Annotated in this window: 14 protein-coding genes and 1 pseudogene; 7 read left to right on the forward strand and 8 right to left on the reverse strand. The window is 67.9% G+C overall.

The window, feature by feature from the left end; genetic code table 11:
• The first annotated feature begins 1,310 nt into the window (after positions 1 to 1,310).
• Positions 1,311 to 1,448 carry a hypothetical protein gene (locus AABA78_RS12880; protein WP_338263267.1) on the forward strand — a complete coding sequence of 46 codons (138 nt, stop codon included), beginning with the start codon at positions 1,311 to 1,313 and terminating at the stop codon, positions 1,446 to 1,448.
• Between the two features lie 536 nt (positions 1,449 to 1,984).
• Here AABA78_RS12880 and AABA78_RS12885 read toward each other — a convergent pair.
• A pseudogene (locus AABA78_RS12885) lies at positions 1,985 to 2,162 on the reverse strand (TetR/AcrR family transcriptional regulator); the annotation flags it as partial.
• Positions 2,163 to 2,336: 174 nt separating this feature from the next.
• Between AABA78_RS12885 and AABA78_RS12890 the strand changes: the two are divergent.
• The 3 genes from AABA78_RS12890 (at position 2,337) to AABA78_RS12900 (ending at position 4,733) form a co-directional block, all read left to right on the forward strand.
• Positions 2,337 to 3,182 carry a GC-type dockerin domain-anchored protein gene (locus AABA78_RS12890; RefSeq protein WP_338263268.1) on the forward strand — a complete coding sequence of 282 codons (846 nt, stop codon included), beginning with the start codon at positions 2,337 to 2,339 and terminating at the stop codon, positions 3,180 to 3,182.
• A 46-nt stretch (positions 3,183 to 3,228) separates the two neighbouring features.
• The gene (locus tag AABA78_RS12895) at positions 3,229 to 3,411 is read left to right on the forward strand and encodes a hypothetical protein (protein WP_338263269.1); all 183 of its coding nucleotides are present in this window, start codon (positions 3,229 to 3,231) and stop codon (positions 3,409 to 3,411) included.
• Positions 3,412 to 3,779: 368 nt separating this feature from the next.
• A complete protein-coding gene (locus AABA78_RS12900; RefSeq protein WP_338263270.1) occupies positions 3,780 to 4,733 on the forward strand; it encodes a Vgb family protein in 954 nt (317 codons plus the stop codon).
• A gap of 83 nt (positions 4,734 to 4,816) precedes the next feature.
• On the opposite strand, the gene AABA78_RS12905 is transcribed toward AABA78_RS12900, so the two are convergent.
• Positions 4,817 to 5,026, reverse strand: coding sequence for a hypothetical protein (locus tag AABA78_RS12905; protein ID WP_338263271.1), 210 nt, complete (start codon positions 5,024 to 5,026; stop codon positions 4,817 to 4,819).
• Between the two features lie 175 nt (positions 5,027 to 5,201).
• Between AABA78_RS12905 and AABA78_RS12910 the strand changes: the two genes are divergently transcribed.
• On the forward strand, positions 5,202 to 5,999 hold the full coding sequence (locus AABA78_RS12910; RefSeq protein ID WP_338263272.1) for a hypothetical protein: 798 nt from the start codon (positions 5,202 to 5,204) through the stop codon (positions 5,997 to 5,999).
• A 76-nt stretch (positions 6,000 to 6,075) separates the two neighbouring features.
• On the opposite strand, the gene AABA78_RS12915 is transcribed toward AABA78_RS12910, so the two are convergent.
• The gene (locus AABA78_RS12915; protein ID WP_338263273.1) at positions 6,076 to 7,182 is read right to left on the reverse strand and encodes a sensor histidine kinase; all 1,107 of its coding nucleotides are present in this window, start codon (positions 7,180 to 7,182) and stop codon (positions 6,076 to 6,078) included.
• Positions 7,183 to 7,346: 164 nt separating this feature from the next.
• On the opposite strand from AABA78_RS12915, the gene AABA78_RS12920 reads away from it, so the two are divergent.
• On the forward strand, positions 7,347 to 7,859 hold the full coding sequence (locus AABA78_RS12920; RefSeq protein ID WP_338263274.1) for a DNA alkylation repair protein: 513 nt from the start codon (positions 7,347 to 7,349) through the stop codon (positions 7,857 to 7,859).
• Positions 7,860 to 7,861: 2 nt separating this feature from the next.
• Here AABA78_RS12920 and AABA78_RS12925 read toward each other — a convergent pair whose 3' ends face one another.
• Positions 7,862 to 9,433, reverse strand: a complete 1,572-nt coding sequence (locus tag AABA78_RS12925; RefSeq protein ID WP_338263275.1) for a serine hydrolase — start codon at positions 9,431 to 9,433, stop codon at positions 7,862 to 7,864.
• Between the two features lie 143 nt (positions 9,434 to 9,576).
• Between AABA78_RS12925 and AABA78_RS12930 the strand changes: the two genes are divergently transcribed.
• A complete protein-coding gene (locus AABA78_RS12930; protein ID WP_338263276.1) occupies positions 9,577 to 10,719 on the forward strand; it encodes a hypothetical protein in 1,143 nt (380 codons plus the stop codon).
• Positions 10,720 to 10,745: 26 nt separating this feature from the next.
• Here AABA78_RS12930 and AABA78_RS12935 read toward each other — a convergent pair whose 3' ends face one another.
• The 4 genes from AABA78_RS12935 to AABA78_RS12950 form a co-directional block, all read right to left on the reverse strand.
• Positions 10,746 to 12,074 (reverse strand): DUF418 domain-containing protein, encoded by a 1,329-nt coding sequence (locus AABA78_RS12935; protein ID WP_338263278.1) that lies wholly within the window; start codon positions 12,072 to 12,074, stop codon positions 10,746 to 10,748.
• Between the two features lie 127 nt (positions 12,075 to 12,201).
• Complete coding sequence (locus AABA78_RS12940) at positions 12,202 to 13,293, reverse strand: NAD(P)/FAD-dependent oxidoreductase (RefSeq protein ID WP_338263279.1); 1,092 nt, start codon at positions 13,291 to 13,293, stop codon at positions 12,202 to 12,204.
• A 4-nt stretch (positions 13,294 to 13,297) separates the two neighbouring features.
• Positions 13,298 to 15,166, reverse strand: a complete 1,869-nt coding sequence (locus tag AABA78_RS12945) for a LodA/GoxA family CTQ-dependent oxidase (RefSeq protein ID WP_338263280.1) — start codon at positions 15,164 to 15,166, stop codon at positions 13,298 to 13,300.
• Positions 15,167 to 15,194: 28 nt separating this feature from the next.
• Complete coding sequence (locus AABA78_RS12950; protein ID WP_338263282.1) at positions 15,195 to 16,910, reverse strand: hypothetical protein; 1,716 nt, start codon at positions 16,908 to 16,910, stop codon at positions 15,195 to 15,197.
• Positions 16,911 to 16,928 lie beyond the last annotated feature (18 nt).

Here is a 16,928-nt window from a genome sequence, read left to right on the forward strand (position 1 = left end):
GTCGGCCACGCTGTCCCTGTCGTCATCGCAGCCGTTGCACGCTTCAGGCGCCGCGACATCCCTCGTGCAGACTCCCAGAGAGCCGTCCGGGTTGCACTGACGGTGGGCCGGCGCTCCGCACTGGGTGCTGCAATCCACGGTCTTGTTCGAGGGAATGAGGCACTGCCATCCGCCCGCGACACACGTTCTCGTGCCAGAGCAGCCATTCCCCTGAGGATCACACGCTCCCGACGTCAGCCCTTCGTCAATGGCTCCGTCGCCGTCGTCATCACAGTTGTTGCAGGCCTCGGCGGCGTAGGCGGAGCATGACCCTGAAATGAGATCGCCGGCCTCGGTACAGGACCGGGTCCCCGCCCGGCCACAGACAGAGCATGTCGCGCTCGATGCTTGAGAATATTGGCAGTAGGTCGTGGGGTAGTCGCAAACCTGTGTCCCCATGCACACTCCCTTGTTGCAGCTTTTGGGAGGAGCAGTCGGGTCACAAGCGGGCGCTGCATCAACGGGCAGCGAAAGGATGAGCGGAATCGCAAGCGCCATCCAGCGCGCCAACACAAATATCTTCATAATTCCCATCTAACGTGGGCCCCTTGATTCCTTGCAGTGCGAGTTCTTCCAATTCCCCAACAGGAAGACCTCCGCGCGGCCGCGCCTTAGACCAGACATTCCGCCCACTGTCCATGACGCTGGGGGTTCTTCAGGGAAGGGAGGTCGGCGTAGGCTCTGCCCCCATGAGCGCTCCTGCCGCGTCCCAGGTCCACTTCCGCACCTGCAACCTCTGTGAAGCGATGTGCGGCAAGTATAGGACGGATAGGAGCCCTGTTGAGGGCGGCGGGCTGGTGAAGAGGGGCCAAGAAGGGCCGCTGGAGGGTGACGCGCGGGCTGTGCGCCGGGCCGGAGCAGAGGCCGTGCCGCCCCTCGGGGCGCATGCCGACCCAAGCGGCCCAGCCAGGCGGCAGGCCGCAGGGGCGTGGGCTTCCAGGTCACTGTGGGTGCTTGGGCTCAAGACTACGCGCCCTGGGGTGGACCCTGTGCCGGGGTCAGCTTCGCAGGCCGCGAGGGCAATGCCAGGTGCTCCAGAACGGCGCGCCCTCCACCGGGGCCGTCAGGGATGCCAGCACCCTCCTGCGGCCTCCACACCTCACTCAGGCGAACACGTCGAAGTCGAACGTCCTCCTCAGCAACTCGGCGTAAGTCCACTCGCGGCGTTCTCTGCTTCATCCGCTCCGTTCTGGCCGCTGCCTCCTTTCCCCCTCTCGCCGCCTCCTCACCTGCTTGGGGGAACGCCTTTGACCTGGTGACGGGCACCCTGGATGTCCAACTCCAGGGCACGAACGGGCAGCCCATCGTTCTTCCCTGCGGGGCCGGCGGATGAGAGCCAGGGCCTCTACGGCCGGCTGGACGTGGCCACCACGGGCGCGCCCCTCGTTCCGTTCCGTCCCACGCGCTGAGCCGCGAGGGAGCAGCTGGTGAAGCAAACGCTAAAGCAAGGCCTGGCAACCCGTATTGGATTGCCAAGCACCTAGCTGCCTTCGCGGCTAATTGCAGACGCCGTCGCGGTCCGCGCAGTAGGCGAAGCAGGACGACATATAGACACCCATGATGCTGGTGCCGTCGCAGCAGTAGCACATCACCCAGGAAGCGTTCTTCTCAGCCGCGTCGGCGCTGGGACCGCACGTCGCCTCGCACTGAGCAATGGAACCGGTACACGTGGTGCCGTCCGCGCATGCAGCGACAACCTCTTCGTCGGACGTGCCACCACACCCCGCCAAGAGTCCCACTGCCATCAAGCCCGCGACGATTGCCATTCGCATGTGTATGTCTCCCGGTTGAGTGCTGCCCGGCCACCATAAGACAGGGTGTCTCCCCTCTGGGAATACGGGTCGCGAACACCTCATGCACTGACGGGGTGCGGGGCCTCCAGGCCTGTCACGGCTCGACGATGAAGGTGATGGAGTCCACTCCGGTACTCCCGGTAACGGGGGCATACGCACTCATCGTGATTTCGTATGCGCCCCGAGGCCGCGGCCTGCGCGAAGGCCTCCTCTAGGAAGTCCACGTAGCGCTTCTTCCGCTCATCGATGAACGCGCGCCTCGCCCGTCCGGGTGGCGTGCTCGTGGAGGATGCTGATGACCTCCTTGCTCCACCCGTGCGTCACCAACAGTGACGCGAGCTGCCAATGCTCGGGGTGTGGGGGAGCGAGACGAGGGGTACGGATTTTTCCTTGTGTTTCGCGGAGCTACGAGAACAGGCGGGCCGTCACCGGATTGGTAGGGAGGCCGTCAGGCAGGGCGCCTAAGTTGCGCGCTTGACCCCGTCACGCAGCTTGGAGGTTTCCATGCGTCGCATTCACATGTTGGCTGGTGCTGTTCCCCTCTTCGCGGCCACGTCCGCGCTCGCGCAGGCGCAGTTCATCACTCCGTCGGAGGGCACCCGCTCGGTGTCCGCCACCGTCATCGCGAAGGACGCCGGCATCACCAACGTCAACGCGTCCGACTCGCGCCGGACGAATGGCTTCGAGGACTTCAACGAGAGCCTGGAGCTGAAGGCCAGCAAGCAGCCGCAGTACGACGACACGCACAGCCACGCGGACTCGAATGGCTCGGGCACGGAGACGTCGAGCATCACCGGCTCCCGCATCAGCGCCGAGGTCCGGGCCACCGCGAATGGCTGGACGCAGGCCACCGGGCGCGGCTACGCCACGGGTAACGCGGACTTCTACCTGACGTTCCAGCTCAACCGCTTCGCGCGCTACGCGGTGTCCGGCGATGCGACGGCGGACACGACGGCGGGGGTGTACGGCGGCTCCACGTCGCTCGTGTACATCGCGAGCCTCACCACCGGCGAGCCGGTGCTGTCCATCGACATCGGCAACACGGACTCGGACTCGGTGCGCCGCAAGGGCTGGCTGTTCCCCGGGCCCTTCACGCTGCAGGGGGACGTGTCCGCGCTGGTGGACGCGCGCGAGGGCACCGCGGGCACGGCGACGTCGTGGTGGAAGATGGACATCCAGTTCTTCTGCCCGGCCGACTACGACACCAACGGCACCGTGAATCAGGCGGACCGCGACGCGTTCCTCAACGCGTGGAACGCGGGCAGCCTGGACGCGGACGCGGACGGCAACGGCGTGGTGAACAGCACGGACCGCACCACGTTCCTGCTGGCGTACGGCTCGGGCTGCTGAAGCAGTCGCTTGAAGCACCGGTGCGGGAGGACGACATCCCGCACCGGTGTCCCAGCACGTCGAGTGGACGCACTGGCGGACGCCGCCGATGCACCGGCCGAAGCTGGCCCCCGGGTCCATGCAGTCGCTGGCGCAGACGCCCGTCGTGCAGGAGGCGAGCGGCTCGCCCGGCGTCGGCGCGAGTGCCACGGTGGTACCGAACGACACGGCGGCGCTACGAGGGGCGTGAGCTTCAGGAGCAGCGCGACTGTTCGAGGCTCAACACCCGGTCTGCTTCGAGCCTGGAGCGAAGACGCCGTGGAACCTCGTGAGGAACACCTCCCAGGGCCCCAGCGCATTCAGCCTGCTCTGTTGAATCAGGCTGTAAACAAACAGGCCGGGTTTGAGTCGTGTTGGTAGGGATTGAACGTGTGGCGTTTTGCCCCAAGCACCGGGCTCTCGCGTCAGCCCAGACCCAGTTGCACAGCCACTCAATGCCTGTCAAAAGAACCCGTGCGTCAGGAACACCGAGACAAAGGCTGTTCCGATTCAAGGACCCTGAGCTCCGCCGTCTGGTGGGGCGGGGCAAGCGGTCCGCTCACTCCCCCCGAGATATAGATGAGACAACCAGGAAGGCTCCTCGCCCTCGCCCTTGCCCTCGCCTCGCTCACCGCGCTCGCGGGCGGCACCTCGTACGGCTCCCTTTCGACGTACGGCCTTCCCAGCCCCACCTCCCAGCCGCTGGACATCGTGGTCGCTCCCGACGGCAACGTCTGGTTCACGGAGTCCTCGGACAGCTGGAGGAAGGTTGCCCGGCGCGACACCCAGGGCAAGCTCACCGAGTTCCCCGTGCCGGAGGCCCCGAGCCATATTACCGTGGGCTCGGACAACAACATCTGGTTCACGATGAACACGTCCATCGGCCGCCTCACGCCGGCGGGCGCACTCACCGTGTTCACGCCCGTGAATCAGTATGGCTTGACGAGCTTTCCGCGGGACATCGCGAGCGGCCCCGATGGGAACCTCTGGTTCACCATGGGGTCCTACGTCATCAAGATGACGACGGCGGGCGCGATGACCTGGTACCTCGTCTCGAACCCCTACCCCCCGAACCTGCAGGGCATCACGGCCGGACCGGACGGCGCGATGTGGTTCGCGGACTACGAGAACAACATGATCGGCCGCATCGACATGAACGGGAACATCACGCAGTTCGGGCCGGTGTTCGTGACGTACGACGGGCCGGCGAACGTCGGCGCCGGCCCCGATGGCAACGTGTGGTTCACCTGCCCGTTCAGCAGCACCATCGGGCGCATCACGCCCACGGGAATCATCACGCTCTTCCCCCTTGGCGGCTCGCTGGGTCCGGAGAATCTCCGGGCCGGCCCGGACGGCAACCTCTGGTTCACCGAGTACCTCGGCAACAAGCTGTCGCGGATGACCCCGGACGGGGTGGTCACTGACGTGGTGACCGTGAACGGCGCCGATGGGCTCGCCCGCGGCGTGGGCAACACCCTCTGGGTCACGCACCGGGACGAGGGTAAAATCTCGAAGTTCACGCTGGCGCCGTAGCCTCCTCGCGCCATGTGCCGGAAGGGCTTCCTCCCGTGGCGGCAGCGCCACTGCCACGGGAGTCGAGCCCATCGCCCGCTACGTCAGGAAATCGCCAGCAAGGTGCTGTCGTCGTCGAGCCGCAAGATTCGCGGCTCGATGCCGAAGGTCTCCTTGATGTCCGCGAGGCTCAAGTCGTGGACGACGCCCACGGTGACCAGGTCCTTCGCGCGCGAGAGCGTCTGGATCTGCCGCATGAATTCGAACTGATGCTGGATGTCGAGCGAGGCGAGTGGCTCGTCGAGGAACAGCACCCGGGTTGGAGCCCGCCGGCTGTGGCGAGCTCCAGCCCGGTGAAGAAGCGGTGCGTGGTGCCGTCGGGCAGCGGGCGCTTCATCCGGTAGGCGATGCGGCCGTTTGTCCCAGGAAGAAGCCGCCGCATACCTGCGTCCGTACACGGCCTTCACGTGTCGCGGTGGCCGCCTGGGCATGGACGTCGACCCCCAGGTCCTCGCGTCTGTCTTCAACAAGAGTGGCGCCGGGCTCTTCACGGGCGGCCGCGTTCCCTCGCTCAGTCTCACGAACAACAAGGGCTCCACGTTCATCGACGGTGACCTGTACGTCGATGGGTGGCTGGAGAGTCCAGGAGGGCTTGTCTTCGTCCGCGGCAACCTCATGGCGCAGACGCTCTATACGGAGGGCTACCTCGTCGTCCTGGGGGAGCTTCGCGTCCGGCAGTTGTTCGGCCAGGGCGAGCCGCTTGGCACCTATGTCTTTGGCGACGCCTCCGTCGAGAGCGCAGCTCTGAACCACAACCATCACTTCGACGTGTGGGGAAAGGCCGAGCTGGGAGACGTCCTTCACGACGAGCTGCAGGGGCAAACGACCGTGCGCGAGTGGCTGGAGGCCCACGGCATGCCCTCCGCCCCGAGGTACGAGGACTTTCTCGTCGGCGTCCAGCAGGGCCTGCGCAACCTCGCGGAGAGGCGGGGCCCGCTCCCAGAGGACTGGGTCGCACGCCGCCACACGCCGAAGCCCGGAGACATCGATGCCGGGCAGCTTCCGCCTCCCCGGTTGGGCGTCATCCTCGAGCTTGAACGGTGGCTGGCGACCACGGAGCTTGCCCAGCGGCAGCAATTGGAGGAACTCCGTGCGCACTGGCTCCCGCGGCTGACCGACGCCGAGGTGCGTCCGGAGGCCCTGCGGATCATCCGCAAGGCCATCAACTCGAAGAAGCTCGTCGTGGAGCGTGACGCCCTTCTGCGGGTGCTGGACGGAAGCGGGTGAGGTCCTCTGCGCCGCGCACCGCGACCGCGCCGGTCGTCAGGAGGTACAGCGCATCACCTCGAAGCCTTGCGCGCAGCTACGTCGCGGTGGCCGCCGCGCCAGGGAGCGTGAAGAGGAAGGTGCTGCCCTGGCCGGGCTGGCTCTCCGCCCAGATGCGCCCGCCGTGCGCCTCCACGATGCCCTTGGAGATGTAGAGCCCCAGCCCCAGGCCCCGCCGGTCCTCGCTGCGAGCCTGCCAGAACCGGTCGAACACCACCTCCAGCTGGTGGCTCGGGATTCCGGGGCCGGTGTCCGTCACGGAGAAGCGGACGGACTGGTGCACCGGCTCCACCCGGAGGGAGATCCTGCCGCCGCCTGGCGTGAACTTGATGGCGTTGGACAGCAGGTTGGCGAGCACCTGGAGGACGCGCTCATGGTCGAACTTCGCCATCAGCGTGTTCCCACGCAGCTCCACGTCGAGCGTGAGGCCCTGGGCGGAGGCCAGCGGCTGGAACGTCTCCAGGGAGTCCTTCACCAGCGCGGTCGCGTCCTGCAGCGCTGGGGCGACGCGGATCCTCCCCGCTTCGATGCTGGCCACGTCCACCAGGTCTCCAATCAGCCGGTTCATCCGCGCGGTGAAGCGCTGGATCTTCTCCGCGGCCTGGGTCGCCTTGCGGCCCGCCTCGTCCTCGCCAGCGCCGCGCTTGAGCAGGGCCGCCTGCAACGCGATGCCCCCCAGCAGCGTGCGCAGGTCATGGCTGACCATGCCCATGAAGTGGTCCCGGGTCGCGAGCGCTTCGTCGGCGTGCGTGCGCTCTCCCGACAGCCGCAGGTCGGTCTCCGCGCGCTCCAGGTGGAGGAGGGCCTCCAGGGCGTGTACCCGCTCCTCGCGTTCGTCCCGCAGCTCCGCGTCCGCGGTGTCCCGCTCTCCCTGGAGGGCCGCGTCCTCGTCGGCCCGCTCCTGGGTGAGGGTCTCCTTCGCCACGGGCGCCGCGTTCCGCGCCCTCCTCGCGTCCGCGGTGTCGCGGGCCGCCTGGAGGGCCTCGTCCGCCTGCTCGCGGGCTTTGTTGATGGCGGCGTCCGAGCCCTCTTCAATCGCGTTCTGCCGCTGGGCGTACTCCCGGTCCGCCTTCTCCCGCTCCACGCGGAGGCCTTCGTCCGTGTGGGCCCGCGGGAGCTGCGGTGCTGCGTCCTGGGTCGCCATGGAGAAGCCTCCTGGGAAGTGCCACCAGGCGCCACAGTAGTCCCAATCCGCTCCGCCCCGGGCCGGAGGAAGCCAGGGGTGTTGCCTGGCCACTGCTCAGGCTGGCCCTGGACCTGCCCCGGACATCCGTACAACCCTGGGCCCTCCATTCACGGGATGGGCCCATGCGCGCGACCCCTGCCGTCATCGACGAGCTTCGAAGCACCCTGAAGTCGCGGAGCGACCCGCGCCTCGCCGAGGCGACCCGCCGCTACTTCCCCACGGACATCCGCGCCCTGGGGGTCGGCAACGCGGAGGTTCGGCGCATCGCCGATGCGCTCGTCAAGCAGCGGGGCCTGTCTCCCGAGGACTGCCTCGCGGTGACCGAGGACCTGCTCGCCCAGGCGACCCACCATGAAGAGGTGCTCCTGGGGTTCGCCATGGTCCGCAAGGCGGTCGGGCGCGCGTTCGACGAATCGCTGCTGGACCGCTTCCGGTACTGGTTGGAGCACACCGACGTGCAGAAGAGCGTGGGATGGCTGCTGAAGGTGGCGGCGGACCACCACCGGGAGGCGGTGGTGGGGTTCATCCAGGAGAACATCTCCAGGATGCAGCGGGACACCCTGCGCTATGCCATTGAGCGGCTGGCGCCGGAGCAACGCAAGGCATTGCTGGCGCTGAAGCCCAAGATGCCCTGAGCTCACTTCCCGGTGGGCACGCCCAGCTTCCCGAGGACCTTCACCGCGTTGGCGTTCCCCGCGTCCAGTGCGAGTGACTTCCTGTAGCTCGCGATGGCTGCTTCCTTCTGTCCCTGTTGGAGCTGGGCCTCGCCCAGGCTGTCGTAGGCATTCGCATCCGTCGGGAAGAGTTTCACGTTCGCCTCGAACACCCGCACCGCTTCCGCGCCCTTGCCGTCTGCCAGCAACCGGTAACCGAGCTGGTTCAGGTCCCCCGACTCCAGGCCCTTCATGCCCTCGCCATGCTTCGCGGTGTACCAGGCGAGCGCGGTGTCGACGCCCTTGAGCCGCATGAGCACATCCACCTGGGCGGACGGCGACACGGGCTCGGGCTTGAACGCGGTCCAGGCATACTCGGCCGCCACGCTCGCGATGAGGCGGTCGAAGAGCAGGAAGCCGTTGTCGGAGTTGGCCATGACGACCACGCCGCTGCCCGTGTCACTGAAGGCCATGAACGCGGCCTGGAAGCCTTCGTCCGAGCCTCCGTGAACGAAGCGGTCGGTGCCGGGCTCTACCTGGAAGCCCAGCCCGAATCGCTCCGACTGCTGCGTCAGCATCTGTTTCGTCATCGCTTGCGACAGCACGCGCTGGGACTTCCCTGCCTTCGCGCTGGACACCTCGAGGGCGACCCGCGCGAGGTCGGACGGCGTGGTCCACAGTCCGGCCGCGGCCATCTCCGGGTACACATGCCATCGGCCCGCGACGCTCTTCCCGCTGGCGTACGTCCCGGTCGCCGTCCTGACGGCGAGGGCCGGAGGCAGGGGCTGCTCGTAGGAACTGCTCGTCATGCCGAGCGGCTTCAGCACCGTTTCCCGCATGACCTGGGGGAACGGCTTCTGGAGCTGATCCACCATCATCAACTGGACGATGGACGTGCCACCGCCGCTGTAGCGCGTCTTCGTCCCGGGCACGAGGTCGACGCGCACCGGGCCGGTGTTCGCGGGCGCCGCGCCCTCCAGCACCTGCACCAGCGTGGGCATGGGCGCGTCGACGGCGTACCCGGGGAAGCCATGCACGGTCGTCCCCGCGCTGTGGCTGAGCAGCCGGCGCAGGGTGACCTTCTGCTCCTTCGTGAAGTCGTTCTCGGGGAGCTTCCACGAGCGCAGCTTGTCGTTGATGTTCTCATCGAGCGACCATTTGCCGGCCTCGACGAAGTGCAGCGCTGCCAGGGCCGTCACCGGCTTGCTGATGGACCCCGCCTGGAACAGCGTCTCCAGGGTGACGGGCTCCGAGCCACCCGCCTCCTTCACGCCATAGGTCCTGGCCCAGACGATGGCGTGCTTGTCGAAGACGGCGATGCTCAGCCCGGGGATCCGGTACAGCGCCATCCACTGCGGGAGCGTCAGGCTCTGGGGTTTCTCGCCTTCGATCACGACCGGGGCCAGGCCCGCCTCCACTCGCGCCGCGCGGGCCGCCTGCGCAGGGCTGGCCAACCATTGCGTGGCGGGCTTCTTCGTCCCCTCCGCCGCGAGGGCCGCACCTCCCGGGCTGAACAGGAGGGCCGCGAGCACGAGGCGGGACAGGGAACGGCGCATGGGTTCACCGAAGGATGGGGGTGGGACGCGAGGTGTACGCCGTCCCCACCTTTCGATTGCCGGTCCGAACGCTTTTCCCGTGGAGGCCCACCTGCCCGTCACGACGTCAGGTGCTCCCTCGGATTTGAGCGACAATGACGGACATGGCGGTCCGCCTTGCGTCCATCGTGTGTCTCCTCGCTGCCTTGCCCGCCGCCGCCAACGTGGCCGCCTCCACGCGGACGCCAGCAACCCTGACCCTGTCCTCGGGGACCGCGCGCACGCGCTCGGAGGTGCTCAGCGAGAAGCTGGACTTCGATTGCGCGGAGGCGGAGCAAGAAGCGGTCTGCCGCTTCGAGGCGCGCTACTGGCTGCGCAACGGGACCTCCGAAGCGGAGGTCATCGATGCCGCCTTCCTGGGAGTCCGTACGCACGAGGTCCGCGTGCGATTCGACGAGGAGCCTCTCCCGGTGACGGAGGGGAAGGCGGACTCGGTGGGACCCACGTCGCCGGTGGAGCGCTTCGGCTTCACCCTCACGCTTCCGCCCGGGCGGGAGGGGGAGCTGGTGGTACGGGGCCTGATGCAGCTCGCGCGGCGCTTCCTGCCCTCGGGGTACGTGTGGCCCGCGGTCCAGGCGCGTCACGTCCTGCTGTCCTCCGGACCGCCGCGGGCCACGCACTGGGACATCGACTATCTGCTGGGGCCCATCCGGACCTGGGCGGGCAACCCTACGCTCCATGTCACGGTGCGTGTCCCTTCCTCGTGGGAGGTGGGCAGCAGCCCGGACGCATCCGCGCGTACGCTGCCGGTTGCCACGGGCTGGCGGCTTCGGCACGAGGAAGAGCACGTGGTGGCGGAGCGGAGCCTCACGGCGGCGAGCGCGCCCGAGTGGCTCAACGTCACGCTGACGAAGCCCAGGCCGTGGTGGACTCCGGGCGGTGTGCAGCTGGGCCTGGGAGCGCGGCTCGGGGACGGTTCCCGCTTCATGGCCCGGCTCGGCTACCAGCTCGCCGCGCCCGAGTCCTTCCTGCACTCGCTCTCGGTGGAGACAGACTTTCGCGAACAGGTCGTCCTCACGCCCCTCACGCAGTATGCGACGCCCCAGGTCGCCATCATCCCCAGCTTCGGGCTCGGCCTGGGGATACCGGTGCAGGTGCTCCCTGAAGTCAGGCCGGGACTGCGGCTCCTCGCGGACCTGCACTTCGGTCCGCTGGGGGCCGCGCTCAGCTGGGACCACCATCCAGCGCTGAAGGAGGGCACGGACTCCTTCTCGCGGCTCATCCTCCTGTTCCAGGTAGGGCTGTAAACCGGCAGCCCCTCTTCGTCGAAGCGCTACACCGGCGCGGTCGTGCGTTGTCCCAAGGCGTCATCCCGACGCATTGGCTGGGCCTTTCCATACGTCAGCGAACGCCACACCCACTCCGCGGGGCCGAAGCGGAACCTCGACAGCCACAGGTGGCTCCACACCACTTGAACGGAGAAGACAGTCAGGCAGTACGCCACGCACGCCGCCGGGCCCAGCTTCGTGATGAAGCCCAGTCCGTAGCCGTAGAAGAACAGCACGCTGATGATGGACTGGGACAGGTAGTTCGTCAGCGCCATGCGCCCCACCGGCGCGAGCAGTCCCAGCGCCCGCTGCCAGGTGGCTCGCTGGAAGAGCAGGGTGATGCCGGACACGTAGACGGCCGCGAAGCCCAGTTCGCCCAGGTTGCGCAGCGGCGCCATGGCGAAGGGCACCCAGGTCGGCAGCGTCTCCGGGGTGAAGACCTTCTTCAGCATGAGTTGCTGCAGCACCAGACCGCTGCCGCTGCCAATCACGCCGGCCATGAGCCCCCACCCGAGCAGCCGGCGGAACAACCCCAGGTGCTGGGGCACGTCGTGGAAGATGCGGCGCCGCCCCGCCAGCAGGCCCAGCAGGAACCGGCCAAACACAGGGAGCAGGATGGAGAGCAGCAGCGGGAAGTAGTCGCGGAAGAAGAAGTTCCCGGTCGCCTTCACCGCGTCCAGCCAGCTCCCATTCGTGAAGGCCGCCAGCGTCTGCGCCTTGATGGCCGCGGACTTCTCGTTGGCCGCCTTGAGGAGGGCCGCGCCAGCCTCCGGCGTGTCCGCCATCAACTGCGGGAGCTTGATGATGACCACGCTGATGACGGACCACCCCAGGGCGAACAGCAGGGCGCTGATGAGCAGCGTCCGGTCCGAGCGACGCCGGAACAGGAACAGGCCGAATCCCAGCACCGCGTAGGTGCTGAGGATGTCGCCGTACCAGATGAGGAACAGGTGGGAGAGCCCCATCACCAGCATCACTCCCAGCCGCCGGACATAGAGCGGCGTGATGGAGGTCCCTCGTGCCTCGGCGCGGCCCATCTGCACCGCGAAGCCGAGGCCGAAGAAGAACGAGAAGAGGGTGATGAACTTCCCTGCTACCAGTGTCGAGAACACCTGCCAGACGACAGTGTCGACGAGCGGCGCGTTGTTCATCGCCGTGAGGACCTGCTCTCGCGGCAGGAAAATCCTGCCGCTGAACCACACCATCACATTGGAGATGAACACGCCGCACAGGGCGAAGCCGCGCAGCGTGTCGAGGAGCGCCAGTCGCTCGTTGGAGTCCACGGGACGGGCTTCGGCGCTGGGGTGCGAGGCCTCGGAGGAGACTGGGGTCATATTCGGAAAAGAATGGGCAACGTGAACCCACCTGCCCGTATTCCACGCAAGCGCGTCACGTGAGCGCCGGAGGCGTGGCGCCAACGAAGCCCCGTGTCGCCAGGCCCATGCGGTGGGTGCTCGGTCCTCAGAGCCTGTGGCGCGTTTGCCAGTATGGCGCATCCGGCCAACGCTGCTCGTCGCGATAGAGGCGAAGGGCTTCGCGCCGGTAGGCATCGAAAGCACGCGCAAGACGGGTGCTGTAGGCCGGCAGCGCGGAGGCATCGCCTTGTGCGTCGGCGACAAGCGCGTCCGCGGCGTCGATGCCCGTGCGTAGCGCGAGCGTCAGTCCATGCGCGGCGATGGGGTCGTAGGTGAGCGCGGCGTCGCCGACGGCGACCCAGCCCGGGCCGCACGTCGTCGCGAGGTGGGCACTGCTGGCGTCGACGAACCGCGGGACACCTTCGAGCCTGGCGCCGTGGGCCTCGAGGCGGAGTCGCGTATGCGGCGCGTTGGCGAGGAGCGCGCCAAGCCCGTCCGGCGTGCGCACGCTTGCCGGGTGGTGCAGGGATGCCTCGGTGAAAAGCGAGAGGACGAAACGTCCACCGGGAATGGGCGCCGAGTACCAGAAGCCCTTGGGCACCGCCTCGATGAGCGTGAACGCCTCGTCGAGCTGCCGGGTCACCCGCGAGAAGGCGAAGAGCGCCACCTGCTCCCAGGCAAGCTGGCGCGACACTCCCTGACGTCGAGCAAAAGAGGCCGCTCTGCCTGACGCGTCGACCACGTAGCGGGCTCGGACCGCGGGGTGTCTGTCTGTCGCCTCCGCCCTCCAGACCCCGTCCTCGTATTCAAGGTCGCGCGGCGCGTCGCCTTCGAACAACCGCGCCCCTACCGCGACGGCTCTCTCTCGCAGCATGGCCTCGAAGCGCATGCGGTCAACGTGGAAGCCGTGTCCGCGCGGGTCGCGGACGAAGTCGTGCCATGTCAGCACGGGGCTGCCCCATGCGGAGGCGTTCGCGTGGCAGGGCAAGGGCCCATCCTCGATGAACCGCTCGCAAAGCCCCAATCGCGCGAGGAGGGCTGGAGCCCCTGGCGACAGGCTTTCGCCGATGCGTTCACCCGCCTGCGTGCGCCCAAAGACAGCCACACGCAGCCCCGCGTGGGCGAGCGTGATGGCGGACGCGCACCCGGCCGGCCCCGCGCCGATGATGACCACGTCCGCCTCGAGTTCGCGCGCCACTGCGTCAGTCTTCGGAGGCCCAGATGGGGCGGAGCGCCGTCATCGCCGGCTGGCTGTGTTCCACCTGCCGGCCTGTCTCCACCCAGAGCTGGCCGGGCAGCGGGCCACCCGGTCCGGGCAACGCTTCGATGATGCCAACCTGCGCCCACTCACGGACGAACTTGTTGATGGCTTCCTTCGAGGGGTAGATCTGCGGCGGGTAGGTCGGCTTCATCGGGTAGCGGATGCCGCGCAGCCACTTCACGCGCTGGTCGAAGGCGAGCACCCGCTCCTTCTCATTGGCGGGCGTCTTCGGGTCCATCACCTTCTGGTATTGCTCCTCGCTGAGCACGTCGTTGGGCACGCGCGCGGGCCAGAACGTCGGCAGGTAGTCGTCGACGTAGGGCACGTAGGCTGACAGGCACGACGAGGTGTCCGTCTGCCACGGCGTCGCCATCCAGCGGGTGAGGTCGCCCGCCGTCGAGCCATCCAGCGGGCCGCCGCGCATGAGCGCGATGGAGGAGATGAGCTGGGGGCCCCAGTCGGGTTCGGGAGCGGCGCGGCGCTTGATGCGGAACGGCTCCGCGTAGAGCATCGCGTGGCGCATGGGCCAGGTGAACTCCGCGCCGGGGTGGAAGGGCCCGCCGAGCACCTCGTCGAGCACGGCGCGGTCGATGCCCCGCACCTGTTCCGCCGCGCTCAAGCTCGTCCAGGCGGGAGGTGCCTTGGGCGGCCCGTCGGCCACGAAGTCGCCTTCCGCCCACTGTTCGAGCCACTTGTATTGCGTCGGCAGGATGGCCATCCACTCGCGGGGACCGGTCTGCGTGGTGTTGAGCGTCGTCCCGTCGCCGTAGTAGGCGGGCAGGGCGGCCGGCTGGGGATGGTCGTAATTGGCGTTCCTGAACCCGTTGAAGATGCTGAAGCGCAGTGAGCGCGAAGCGTCGGAGGGGTCGTTGAGGCGTGCGGCGAGCGCGGGGTCCGTGAAGTCATTGGGCGTGCCAAAGCCGAAGTCACGCGCGAAGCCCGCGTTCACCCACTGGTTGAGCGTGAACCGCCGGAGCAGGGGATGGATGTGCTCGGAGAACTTCGGACGCTCGGGCATCCGGGAGGGATCGATCTCCGTCGCGACCTGGAACAGCAGGTCCCAGCCGGTGACGATGGACTGCACGCCGGGCGCGTAGTCGGGCGGTCCGACGAGGACCCAGGCCCCCTTCGCCTGGTAGGTCTTGCCCGCGTACTCGACGGTCGCGTCGACCGGTCCATCGGAGATGTCATCGTGCCAGCCGGTGTTGTTGGCGAACGTGGTCGCTGGCTGGCCATCGAAGCTCGCCGCCTCACCACGGCCACCCAGGAACACCAGTCGGCCCTCGGCGTCGGTGCGGAGCTCACCCAGGTAGACCGACTTGTTCATGAAGCGGCCGGTGAGCGCGAAGGAGGCCTCGGCGCCCAGCGCGTTGATGCTCTTGCCGGCGATGGTGGCGGCGGGCGGGGTGATGGCCAGGCTCGCGCGCTCGGGCCCCTTCACGTTCGCGTTGCGCAGGATGCTCGCGATGCCCGGAGTGCCGACGACGAGGCCCTGTGACTCGGGGATGTCGAGCGCCTGGTCGAAGTCGAACCACGCGGCCTTCTTGTTGGCGACCTCGACCTTCCAGGTGATGTGGGCGTCGTCGGCCGTGATCTCCTTGACGACCTGACCCCGCGCATCGAGCCCGTAGACGCGGAAGCGAGCGGCTTGTCGTTTGATGCGGCCGCTCGTGTCGCGGTAGGCGCCCCGGTCACGCGGGGCGCCGGGCAGTTCGGGCCCGAAGAAATACCCATCCGGGCTGTTGCCAACCCTCGCGACGCCAATCGACGGATAGATGGCGAACTGCGTGATCGCCTGCGATTCGCTCATGACGCCCCCCAAGGAAAGATAGACGTCATCATTCGTGGCCGGCCTGGTGGGTGTCAATGAGACACGTCAGGTCATGCGCGCCGTCTTCCAGCAGGCGCTCCCGGGGGTGCAGGCTCGTGATCGAACACTGGTAGCGCAGCGTCCAATAGAACATCGCCCAGGACTTGTAGGCCACCGTGGGGAAGCCCTGGAGCAGGGGGATGCCCGCGTGCATGAGCTGCGCGAGCGACTCGTTGGCGGCGCTGTTCCCGAAAGCCATGCCCTCATGCATGACGTACTGCCAGCGCCCCGCCTCCAGACACGAGTCCGCCTGGACGGCGTAGGTGAAGGCATGCGGGGCGTCCACCTCCACGCGCAGGTGCTGGTGCGCCGGGATGTGCGGCACGCCCGCGACGGCATAGGGCTTCTCGTGGTCCCAGCCCCACAGGTGCGTCTCGTCATTGCCCGTGGGCAGCCAGCGCCAGTGCATGTGCAGGCAGTCGTGGATGCAGAAAGGCGCCATCGCGATGTTGTCCAACCGCATGTCTTGCGAGGCGTTCTTGAAGAACTCGCGGATGCTCCGGGGGGCGCGCATGGGTGGCGCCACGTGGATGTTGTCGAAGTAGCCCTGGCGTTCCTTGAGCGGCTCCTGCCAGCGCTGGTAGTGGTCGCGGTCGAAGACGTCGACGTTGAAGCCCGGCCCCTCGGCGATTTGGGGCGACGCCATGAGGTAGCCCGTGCCCGCTCGCAGGTTCGTCCTGAACCGGCTGAACATCTTGTGCCACAGCGGGGGAATGTTCGGGTTGAAGAGGTTCTTCCAGGACAGCAGCCCGTCGTTGGCGTCGGACCACATGCCCGTGGCCATCTCGTGCAACATCTCGTCCTGGTCCTCTGGACGGTCACCCGGCAAGGCCTGGGCGTGCACGCCGTGGTGGTGGCCATGCCCGGGGTCCGTGGGCGTGGTGGGGGGGATGTCGCCCGAGGGAGGCGGCGTCGGCGGCGGGGACGGGTGGGCCATGCTGGACATGGGCGGGCGGCGGACGTGGATGCGCGCGGCCATCCGCTCCAGCGGGCGGTTGCTCATGAACATCAGGTGCGGCCGGAACCGCGAGGTGGCGGCGAGCCCGTGCGGTGTGTAGTCGTTGCGCTCCTTGCAGCAGACGAACTCCGCGCAGACGAGCACGCGCAAGGGCGACAGTGAGAGCGTGCCGGTCTCCGTGCGCTTCACCTTCATGACGGGCGGCTTGGGCGGCGCGGTGGGCTTCTTGACGGGCATGAAGCCGTCGCTGCACAGCACGTCCTTCGGGATGGGCTCCAGCGCGAGCGTGCCGGCCGGAGCGCGCAGGTTCACCTGGAAGCCGAACACCAGCATCAGGCTGCGGTCCAGGTCCGTGGGGATCCAGAACGTCGTCCTCTTCGCCACGGAGCCGCCGGGCGTCTCATAGCGGCGCAGGAGGAACTCACGGGTCAGCTCCAGCTTCAGCGCCGTGCCCTTGTAGGTGATTTCAATGGGGCTCCAGACCAGCTCGTCCAGCACGGTGAGCGTCTGCGCGGGGAACCACGGCGTCTCCCGCACGCGGTGGGTGACGTTCCTCACGCGGCCCGGGGTGCCGAGGTTGTGCGTCCAGCTCCAGACGCTGCCCGCGCTCGGTCCGGCGGCGGCCTGGGCCTGGGCACCCCCGCCGCCCTCGAAGGACTGGTAGGTCGCCCCGGGGGCCGCGGTGAGCAGCAGCGTGTCCTTCAACAGCGTGTCGAGATCGGGCATGGGTCGTTCGGAGGAGAA

Origin of the sequence: Corallococcus caeni (genome assembly GCF_036245865.1) — a bacterium.
GTDB lineage: Bacteria > Myxococcota > Myxococcia > Myxococcales > Myxococcaceae > Corallococcus > Corallococcus caeni.

Coding starts and splice junctions, on each gene's coding strand:
- AABA78_RS12880 (WP_338263267.1), top strand. CDS start 1,311: ATGTCCAACTCCAGGGCACGAACGGGCAGCCCATCGTTCTTCCCTGCG.
- AABA78_RS12890 (WP_338263268.1), top strand. CDS start 2,337: ATGCGTCGCATTCACATGTTGGCTGGTGCTGTTCCCCTCTTCGCGGCC.
- AABA78_RS12900 (WP_338263270.1), top strand. CDS start 3,780: ATGAGACAACCAGGAAGGCTCCTCGCCCTCGCCCTTGCCCTCGCCTCG.
- AABA78_RS12910 (WP_338263272.1), top strand. CDS start 5,202: ATGGACGTCGACCCCCAGGTCCTCGCGTCTGTCTTCAACAAGAGTGGC.
- AABA78_RS12915 (WP_338263273.1), bottom strand. CDS start 7,182: ATGGCGACCCAGGACGCAGCACCGCAGCTCCCGCGGGCCCACACGGAC.
- AABA78_RS12920 (WP_338263274.1), top strand. CDS start 7,347: ATGCGCGCGACCCCTGCCGTCATCGACGAGCTTCGAAGCACCCTGAAG.
- AABA78_RS12925 (WP_338263275.1), bottom strand. CDS start 9,433: ATGCGCCGTTCCCTGTCCCGCCTCGTGCTCGCGGCCCTCCTGTTCAGC.
- AABA78_RS12930 (WP_338263276.1), top strand. CDS start 9,577: ATGGCGGTCCGCCTTGCGTCCATCGTGTGTCTCCTCGCTGCCTTGCCC.
- AABA78_RS12935 (WP_338263278.1), bottom strand. CDS start 12,074: ATGACCCCAGTCTCCTCCGAGGCCTCGCACCCCAGCGCCGAAGCCCGT.
- AABA78_RS12945 (WP_338263280.1), bottom strand. CDS start 15,166: ATGAGCGAATCGCAGGCGATCACGCAGTTCGCCATCTATCCGTCGATT.
- AABA78_RS12950 (WP_338263282.1), bottom strand. CDS start 16,910: ATGCCCGATCTCGACACGCTGTTGAAGGACACGCTGCTGCTCACCGCG.